The sequence below is a fragment of the Caldicellulosiruptor sp. F32 genome (genome assembly GCF_000404025.1).
GTDB lineage: Bacteria > Bacillota > Thermoanaerobacteria > Caldicellulosiruptorales > Caldicellulosiruptoraceae > Caldicellulosiruptor > Caldicellulosiruptor saccharolyticus.
The window spans coordinates 1-9,235 of sequence record NZ_APGP01000092.1; the positions used below are offsets into that span (position 1 = coordinate 1).

Genomic DNA, 9,235 nt, shown 5'->3' on the forward strand with positions numbered 1-9,235 from the left:
CCTCCGCAGACAATCAATTTGCTTCCACTTTCAAAACTCTTTTGTGCAATCAAAATTGGTGCCTTCTCACCTGAATCAGAAACCGCAGTATCTCGACCTTTCAATATGACTTCTACACCGTCTGAAAGAGAAAGCGGAGCTGAGTATGGAAACACAACCTCTTTTACATTTGATGCGTATTTTTTGATATTGTCTGTTGTTATAATCAAACTGTCATCTTCTAAGTGGCAGCACTCATCCTTAACTCCCTCTGGCAAGACAGTTATTCCAAAATCTTGAGTTATAGCATTGCAGACATCAAAAACTCTGTCCTTACCCCTGAAATGAGCTGTTAAGATAATTTTCTTTTTTTCTTCATTCAACACTTTTTGTATTCTCTTTTTCTCCTCAACACTGAACGGATTTTCAGGATAGTTAAAAACAACGACATCATATTCAAAAAGCCTATCAAAATCATCTACTTCCTCAATCAATACCCCTCTTTTTGTAAGTTCCTTATAAAGCCCTGAAAAATAATACCCGTCAGACAGCAAAAACTCTTGGTGTGTCGCACTCCACGCAACCTTCATCCTTCCTTTATCACCCGCAAATTTATGTTTATTTTTATCCAACAACTTTACATAATTAATTTTACCTTTTTACCCTGCCTCGTCAAAGACTCAAAAGTGCTAAAATTCATCAATTTTCAAAGTATATATTTTGAGCAAAAAGTGATATCATATAGTTTGTAGGCTCTCAAACTGAACCATAACACACAAAAGAGGTGGTCATACGGTATGGAGCGTACAGATGAGCAAAAGATTAACAAAAATATACTCATTGCAACAACAACTTCCTCATTTTTAGTTCCTTTTATGTCAAGTGCAATTAACATCGCCGCACCTGACATTGCTAAGAAATTTAACTTGGTTGCAGAAAACCTGAACCTTGTTATTACCATTTTCTTGCTATTTTCAGCTGCGTTTATTCTGCCAATGGGAAAGCTATCAGATACATTTGAACGTACAAAGATATTTATAACAGGTCTTATTTCATTTACTATTTCAACACTCATGTGCGCTATAGCACCAAATATAACTGTGTTGTTCATATTTCGCGCACTGCAAGGCTTTTTTTCTGCTTTTGTATTTGTTACATCAATTGCAATTTTGATTGAAAACCACTCGCCAAAAATAAGAGGTAGGCTTCTTGGAATAAACACAGCAACAGTCTACCTTGGAACCTCAATAGGACCTTTTTTAGGCGGAATCTTAGTGCGGCTATTTGGCTTCAGAAGCATATTCTTGTTTGCGTTTTTGGTAGGTTTTGTTGCGTCATTTATTAGTCTTTTCTTACTTAAAAAAGAAATTAAAGTGCAGCAGCATACTTCTTTGGCAGAAAGTCTCAAAAATCTTGATAAAATTGGAACAATCTTTTCAATTGTAGGACTCTTTTTATTAATCTATGGTGCATCAACTTTTGAGCTTGGTAAAACACCAAAGATGCTGTTTTTCTTAGGAGGTGTCCTTCTTATACTATTTGTAGGATTTGAGCTTGCTACTCGAAATCCTTTGCTTGACGTAAAGTTGTTTGTAAAAATTCCACAGTTTGGTTTTTCTAACTTGGCAGCACTTATAAACTACAGCTGTACATTCTCTGCCTCGTACCTTCTTTCGCTATATCTTCAAATTGTAAAAGCTCTGCCTGCGCAGGTTGTTGGAAGTATTTTGATTTTGCAGCCAATCTCTCAGGTTATAACATCACTTATTTCAGGAAGGGCATCAGAAAAGATTGAACCAAGAAAGCTTGCAACGGCAGGAATGGTTCTTACAACAGCAGGGCTTTTTATCTTTTCCTTGTTCTCAAGTAAGACAAATATAGTCCTTGTTATTGTAAACCTAATTATCATGGGTATTGGCTTTGGACTTTTCTCATCACCAAACACCAATGTTGTGATGAGCTCTGTACCGCAGTCTCTTTACGGTGCAGCATCGTCTACAATATCTGTTATGAGAGTAATGGGCCAGGCTTTTTCAATGGCAATTGTCTCTTTTATATTCTCTTTGTACTTAAAAGGTGCAAAACTTTCTCATGAAAACTATCTAATGATTTTGAAGAGTATGAAGATAAGCTTTTTTGTATTTTCTGTTCTCTCTATTGTTGGAATTGTCGCATCAATAAAGAGAGGAAATATATATAATCAAGAGAACTCAAATTAAAACAAAAAAGGGGTGCCACTTTTGACATTTCGTGGCAACCCCTTTTATTTTAAAACCTTGATGTCTGTCACAACAGGGTTTGAGTTTGGATCTTGAGGATTTGTTTTAAATGTCACTTCAACATCTGTATTCTCATCAAGATAAGAAATCTTGCTTGATACAGCTGTTATTTGAAGCACAACATGTTTTCGGTCAAACAAAAACTCAGCAAAGTTATTGTCAGCAAGACCTATATATTTTCCTTTGAGTGTAACACTTTCCGGAATACTCATATTTATTATCTTTGGATTCCCGCCACTTTGTGGTACTTCAAATTCAAGCTCTAAAATCATCCCCGGCTGGAGATTGTATTTCTGGTTGTCTGCTGTGTGGGTTTCAAATATTTTATAGTCAAAATTGGTATTCAAAAGATTAACTTCTATGGAGTGTGCATCAGTTCCACCTACAAACCTGCCATATGCCTTGTAAGTTTTTAGCTTTTGCGTTCTGGTACTTCCTTGCTCTTGCTGTGTATTTTGCTGGGAATTTGAAGTTTGTGGTAAATTGCTACCAGATGTACTGCTTCCACCACTTTGAACTTGCTGCTGGGAAGAAGTTGTGGTCGACACCGGTTGCTTTTTAGCTATGTTGTGTGATGAAATATAATATCCTGCAGCAATTCCTATTACAAGCCCCGAAACAATTCCTATTATAAATCCTAAAAGCCATTTTTTGTTTGTGCTATTTTTCTTTATCCTCATGCCTTTTAAAATCCCCTTTTTAAGATGCCAAAGCTATAGGCTCTTTTATATTTGTACAGTTTATATTCAAAAGTTTATACTATAAAGTAGTCAAAATCAATGGAATTTAATTATAAACAGCTTTTTTGAGCTCATAATGCCTGCTTTGGCCAAAACCTTGCCCTACTTTTCTTCCAAGCGAAATAATTATTGATTCAATACATCCTCTGCACTTTGTTGCATCTTCATTTATGCAAATTTTCCCAGGATATAGCTCATATTTTAGCTTGTACTTCAGGTCATTTACATTTGGCATAACAATGTTAGCCCCACATTTCAAGCCCTTTTGACGTCCCAGAGGGTCTAACGTCCCAAGAGCAGTTGTTGCAGGAATGTTACTGTCTGGCATCAAAAGTCTTAATATCGAAATACACTTTAATGTCAGGTCAACAGACCCAGCCTCTGTATCTTTAAGTGGCGTGTGTGGGTGTGGAATAAAAGGACCAATTCCTATCATGTCGCTATCCAGTTCATATACAAGCAAAATATCATTTGCCAAATCATCTATTGTCTGGCCAGGTAGGCCAATCAAAAACCCTGTTCCAAGCTCATAGCCTAAACTTTTTATCCACCTCAAACACTCTATTCTGTTCTCAAAACTCATACCAGGATGATATTTTTGATAAAGCTCTCTGTTTGATGTCTCAAACCTCATCAAATACCTGTCAGCTCCAGCTTCCCTGAAAGCCTTATATTCTTCATATGACCTTTCACCAATGCTAAGCGTTATTGCGACATCTACTTCTTTCTTTATTTTCTTTATAATACTGTAAACTCTATCTTTTGTATAATATGGATCTTCGCCAGATTGAAGCACAACTGTCCTGTAACCCATATCATATGCTCTTTTTGCAACTTCAACTATCTCATCCTCTTGCATCCTGTAGCGTTGAGCTTCTCTGTTGCTTCGCCTAAGACCACAGTAAAAGCAGTCGTTTTTGCAGTAGCTTGAAAATTCTATAAGCCCTCTTAAATATACATCGTCACCAACATATTCTTTTCTTACCCTATCTGCATATGCAAACAAAAGCTCTTTTTCTTCGCCTTCGCTATTTAACAAAAACTTTATCTCATCTTTTGTAAAATGGTGTTTATTGTAAGCTTTGTCTAAAATCTCTTTTACTTTAATTTTTTTCTCTCTCATCTTTATTTCTCCTCACAAAAATTCAGTATTTCTATCAGTTTAATAAGTATATTCAATTTTATTATACTATATCATAAGTTAATTATAAAGAAAAGCAAGTTGTCAAGAGGTTTTGTATAAACTCAGTAAAACGGTATAGCTATTGATTTTTGTGGTATAATTGAATAAAAGGAGGTCTTCAGATGGCTATCGAAATCAAAAAAAGCAAAAGTTCTAAAAAACCAAAAAAGCAATCCCCATTTAGAATCTTTATAAGAAGCTTCTTAAAAACACTTTTAATTTTGATTATTGCAAGTGCTGTAGTTGCAATTGGCGCTGGATTTGGAATGGTCACAGCATACATAAAGGCAATACCACCCAATGCTTTGGATATAATAACAAGTTCTTCAAATGACAGTCAAACAACTATTGTCTATGACCAGAGTGGAAACGAAATTGCTCGACTTCACGGAAACGAAAACAGAATCAGAGTACCTTATAGCAAGATACCAAAAAACCTTATCAATGCCTTTGTGGCAATTGAGGATGAGAGGTTTTGGCAGCATAATGGAATTGACATCAAAAGAATAATTGGAGCAATTTTCAATAACATCAAAAGTAGAAGTCTTTCTGAAGGTGCAAGTACAATTACTCAGCAGCTTGTGAGAAACAAACTTTTGACATTTGAAAAATCCTTTAAAAGAAAAATACAAGAACAGTATTTGGCAATTCAGCTTGAAAAAAGATGGACAAAAGAACAAATTATGGAAGAATATTTAAATACAATAAACCTTGGGAGCGGCGCTTATGGTGTGGAGGCAGCTGCTTATACTTATTTTGGGAAAGATGTTTCACAACTGACTTTGGCAGAGTGTGCTTTAATTGCAGGAATTACGCAAAACCCTTCATATTATAATCCTTATGTCTTCCCTGAGCATGCAAAGAAAAAACAAGAGCTAGTTCTCAAAAAAATGTTAGAACTTGGTTACATCACTGAGCACGAGTATTTAGAGGCTATAAATCAAAAGCTTGTGTATGTTAAAAAAGACCTTTCTGTTGAATCTGCTTACAAGCATCCATATTTTGTTGATTCTGTAATTGATGAGGCAGTCGAGGCCTTATCAAGCAAAAAGAGAATATCCCAGGATGAGGCAGAAAATCTTATCTATGGCGGTGGGCTTAAAATCTACACCACAATGGATGAGACTATACAAAGCATTATGGAAGATGTATTCTCTGACCCTGCATACATGCCCAAAATTCGTCATTATGATGCATCTGGTACACCACAGCCACAGGCAGCAGCAGTTTTGATAGATTTTTCAACAGGGGCAGTAAAAGGTATAATGGGCGGAAGAGGAAATTTAAAAGGTGTAAGGCTTTTAAACAGGGCGACAATGTCTGTCCGCCAGCCCGGATCTAGTATCAAGCCAATTGCTGACTATGCCCTTGCGCTTGAAAATGGATATACTGCAGCAACTATAATTGACGATGTTCCATTTTCGGTGGGAGGCTACACACCAAGAAACTGGTACAAGAGCAATGTAGTTGCCGGCAAGCGAGGCTATAAAGGCTTGATGACGGTAAGAGAAGCCCTTCAGTGGTCTGCAAACGTACCAGCTGTTAAAGTGGCATACAACCTTGGAATTCAAAATGTGTACAGAAACTTAAAAAGGTTTGGATTTACCACTTTGGCTCCACAAGACATGAATAACCTTTCTATTGCAATTGGTGGATTTACTTATGGTGTAAAGCCAATTGAACTGACAGCTGCATTTGCTGCGGTTGCAAATGGTGGGATATATATAAAACCTTATTTTATTACTAAAATTGAAGACAAAAATGGTGTTACTCTCTTTGAAAGAACACCTTACAAAAGAAAGGTGATGGACGAGAAAAATGCATACATTTTGACAAATATTTTGCAAAGCGTTGTCACCGCAAGAATTACAGTTGGTGTGAGATTCTCTTACCCTGTTGCCGGAAAAACTGGTACAACTGATGATAGTAAAGACAGGTGGTTTGTAGGGTATACACCAAACTATGCTCTTGGTGTTTGGGTTGGTGAAGACAAGCCTGTTGCATTAAATTATCTTTATGGTACAAACCCGGCTTTAAAGATTTTTAAAGGTATAATGGACAAGGTTGTGAGCAAAAAAGGTGTAAGTACACAGTTTACAAGGCCTGCTGGAATTGTTGAAAAGTACGTTTGCAAAGAATCAGGAAAACTTGCAACAGAACTATGTAAGCAAGACCCAAGAGGCAGTCAGGTGATAAAGGAGATATTTGTCGCTGGCACAGAGCCAACAGAGTACTGTGACAGGCATGTTAAGCTAAAAGTGTGCACAGAATCAAAAGCGTTGGCCACCCAGTATTGTCCTAATTTCATTGAGAAGGTATTTATTCGCAGAGACAACCCTATCTGGCCTGATGCCTCAAAGTCAATCGTGCCACCTGATGACTATATGTACCAAGCACCAACAAAGTACTGTAACATTCACAAAGCACTAGAAAATCTGCCACAGGATCAGCCAAATCTTCAACCACAAGGAGAAAATCAGACTTTGCAAAGTGGTAATTTGGAAGGGCAAGGAAGTGAGATGCAAAGCAGTTCTGGTAGCAGCACTCAGCAAAGTTCTGAACAAACAAACCAAGCTGAATCTGGAAGCATTTCTCAAGAGCAGCAAACCACATCTGGTGAGGTTTATGGGCAGAGGTAAAGCTTGGGACAATTTAATAAAAAAGCGGGGCACAAGATGCTCCGCTTTTTATATTCGTTGAAGAAGCATCTCTTTTATTGTATCTCTTAATTCAGGCAATTCCTCAATATACCTTACAAAAGTGCCTTCCTTTTCTTCCGCTACAAAAACAAAATGCTCTTCAAGTCCACAGTGAGCAAAAAAATTGCGTTGCATTCTGTCTTTTGAATCTTTTCCGTTTTTTATTTTTTCCAAATAATTATTACATTTTTCTTTAATCAATTTTGGATCAATCTTTTTATATAGTCCCCTTAGTTTGTGCAGCTCAACTTCCAAAATATCAATATTATTAGTGAGACCAAATTTGTCGTACATTTCAATTACTTTATCTTTTACATCTTTTATTAAAATACCCTTTTTAGGCTCATATGGTGAAATTTTTGAATAATTCATTACATCAATTATTCCCAAATAAAACCCAAGTGCATTTATTATTCTAATACAAATACTTTTATCCAACTTAGGAGAATATCTGTAACTTTCTGTTATTTTATTATGTAAGTATTCAACTACGTTGCTGAGCATTTTACTAACTTCGTCTGATTTGTCAATGAAACTATTGGCATCAAACAGATAAAGAGGTACATTGTTTTTTATAGCGCTAAAAGTCAACAAAAACCTTTCTAAAACATCCTTTACATCTTTCTTAAATTCATCATTGTTAAAGAATATTTTTTCAATTTTCTTCAAATCATTTAACTTCAAAGGAGACTCAAAGAAAACAACAAATCGCTGCTCTTCCCTGTATACTTGATGAACATTTTGACTACCAGGCAAAATAGGATCACAAATTGTTATAAATAATTTGGGTCTTTTTCTTTTATCTACCCAGTGTCTTAAATTTGTAAATGTAGCAAAATGCCTGAGTGCTTCAAGCATAGCTGAAATATAAATATTGTGTCCGCTTGAAATATCAATATAAGCTTCTGATATTAAATTATTTTCCTTGAGATATCTTTTTTAGCATGTCAAGGAAAATTTCTAACACAATGTCTCCATAAACAGTATCAAACCTTATTTCTTTTGTACCTTCTTCATCTTTACCGTATGGATATTTACCTATTGAGTGAATAACTATGAAATCATCTTTTTCTTTACCATAAGGGAAATTATTTCCAAAAAATTCATATGGATTTTTAAGGTATTCATCCTCATTTCCCCAAATATTTACAATTTCTTCTTTGAGTTTTTCATCAAGTTTTGTACTTCTAAGCAAAGTAGTATTAAAAGGTAAACTTACAGGATAAAGTAGTATCACCTTTGTTTCACTTTCCATTTCATTTTCTTTTCTGTTTTCGAAATATTTCTTTAAAAAAAGAGAACTTAGTTCAGATTCAATGTAATTTTCATCAGCATCACCTGCAATCTTAAATTTTTGAGATTCCATATTAGCATCCAAACGTCCTAATTGATATATTAATCTCACTCTAAAAACCTCCTGTGGTAAAGTCGATTTAACTTTCATTATTGATTTTTTGTTCATATATGATATAATTATACAAACTTTTTCATTGAATGTTCAAACATGTCGAAACTTATCTAAAGTTTGAAAGGTGAGTAAAATGAGCATATGGAAGCTAAAACTAAAAGCCTTCTTACATGACCCTCTTGACAAACAGTGGGTACTGAGTCTTGATAAGGGTGAGTCAGACCCCAAGCCAAAACTTAATATACAAAATTTTATGTGTCCAAAAAATAAAAACCACGAAGCAATCCATGAAATAGTGGCAGAAAGATTTCTAAACTATATTATTCCTAATGAATGTATAGAAGAATTCTCAGAGCTGACAAAAATTGCTGATAAAATTTCTTATCCACTGAACGAAATATTAGGCGAAGGACTTAAACGAAAAACCTCAACAGTTAGAAAACCAGAAGAAATCCATTTTCATGATATCTACTCAAGAAAAATACAGAAAAAAAGTCATTCACAAATACTTTGAAAAAAATCACCTTGCATTAGAACACTTTTTTCAACTGTTAGCAAAGGTATGTTCCTATTTGAAATGTGATGATGAAAAAGCAAAATTAGCTTTCTTACTTCTTTGGCAATATGTCCCTGAGTTTTTCAAATGGGTAAACATACATCCGGCAGATAGTAGAATACCTTCTCATTCAATTTACAACCATTTAGTTCAGACAAGTGCAATTGCAACTGCTATTACAGATGTTGACAAACTTTCCTGTGGCGAATTAAAAGGTGATATACCAGCATTTTTACTTTTCACTATCGGACCTGTTCAAAGTTTTATTGCAACAGCGCGTAAAACCCAAGATTTATGGGCAGGAAGTTATATCTTTTCTTACCTTACATATAAGTCTTTAGAACCTCTGATAGATGAACTTGGCCCTGATATGGTAATTTATCCTAATTTG

The 9,235-nt window shown here is 35.3% G+C and carries 9 protein-coding genes; 4 read left to right on the forward strand and 5 right to left on the reverse strand.

The genetic code is table 11. The features are described 5' to 3' along the window. Positions 1-569 (reverse strand): hypothetical protein (locus tag H964_RS08485; RefSeq protein ID WP_039766635.1); only part of this gene is annotated, 569 nt, incomplete at its 3' end. A 207-nt stretch (positions 570-776) separates the two neighbouring features. On the opposite strand from H964_RS08485, the gene H964_RS08490 reads away from it, so the two are divergent. Continuing rightward, positions 777-2,198, forward strand: a complete 1,422-nt coding sequence (locus H964_RS08490; protein WP_039766638.1) for an MFS transporter — start codon at positions 777-779, stop codon at positions 2,196-2,198. Positions 2,199-2,242: 44 nt separating this feature from the next. Here the strand turns inward: H964_RS08490 and H964_RS08495 are convergent, their stop codons facing one another. Both H964_RS08495 and hydE read right to left on the reverse strand, forming a co-directional pair. Beyond that, entirely contained in the window at positions 2,243-2,938 is a 696-nt protein-coding gene (locus H964_RS08495; RefSeq protein WP_039766639.1) for a hypothetical protein, read from the reverse strand. Between the two features lie 106 nt (positions 2,939-3,044). After that, positions 3,045-4,106 carry a [FeFe] hydrogenase H-cluster radical SAM maturase HydE gene (gene hydE / locus H964_RS08500; protein WP_039766647.1) on the reverse strand — a complete coding sequence of 354 codons (1,062 nt, stop codon included), beginning with the start codon at positions 4,104-4,106 and terminating at the stop codon, positions 3,045-3,047. 197 nt (positions 4,107-4,303) lie between these two features. On the opposite strand from hydE, the gene H964_RS08505 reads away from it, so the two are divergent. After that, positions 4,304-6,820: a transglycosylase domain-containing protein gene (locus tag H964_RS08505; RefSeq protein WP_039766640.1), complete on the forward strand. Its 2,517-nt coding sequence runs from the start codon at positions 4,304-4,306 to the stop codon at positions 6,818-6,820. Between the two features lie 48 nt (positions 6,821-6,868). Here the strand turns inward: H964_RS08505 and H964_RS13055 are convergent, their stop codons facing one another. Continuing rightward, the gene (locus H964_RS13055; RefSeq protein WP_307189058.1) at positions 6,869-7,792 is read right to left on the reverse strand and encodes a TM1812 family CRISPR-associated protein; all 924 of its coding nucleotides are present in this window, start codon (positions 7,790-7,792) and stop codon (positions 6,869-6,871) included. A 4-nt stretch (positions 7,793-7,796) separates the two neighbouring features. Then, positions 7,797-8,285 carry a hypothetical protein gene (locus tag H964_RS13060; protein ID WP_237738248.1) on the reverse strand — a complete coding sequence of 163 codons (489 nt, stop codon included), beginning with the start codon at positions 8,283-8,285 and terminating at the stop codon, positions 7,797-7,799. Positions 8,286-8,421: 136 nt separating this feature from the next. Between H964_RS13060 and H964_RS13065 the strand changes: the two genes are divergently transcribed. Beyond that, complete coding sequence (locus H964_RS13065) at positions 8,422-8,802, forward strand: hypothetical protein (protein ID WP_039766642.1); 381 nt, start codon at positions 8,422-8,424, stop codon at positions 8,800-8,802. A gap of 58 nt (positions 8,803-8,860) precedes the next feature. Further along, on the forward strand, positions 8,861-9,235 hold a 375-nt coding region (cas10, locus tag H964_RS13070), incomplete at its 3' end, for a type III-B CRISPR-associated protein Cas10/Cmr2 (protein ID WP_237738249.1).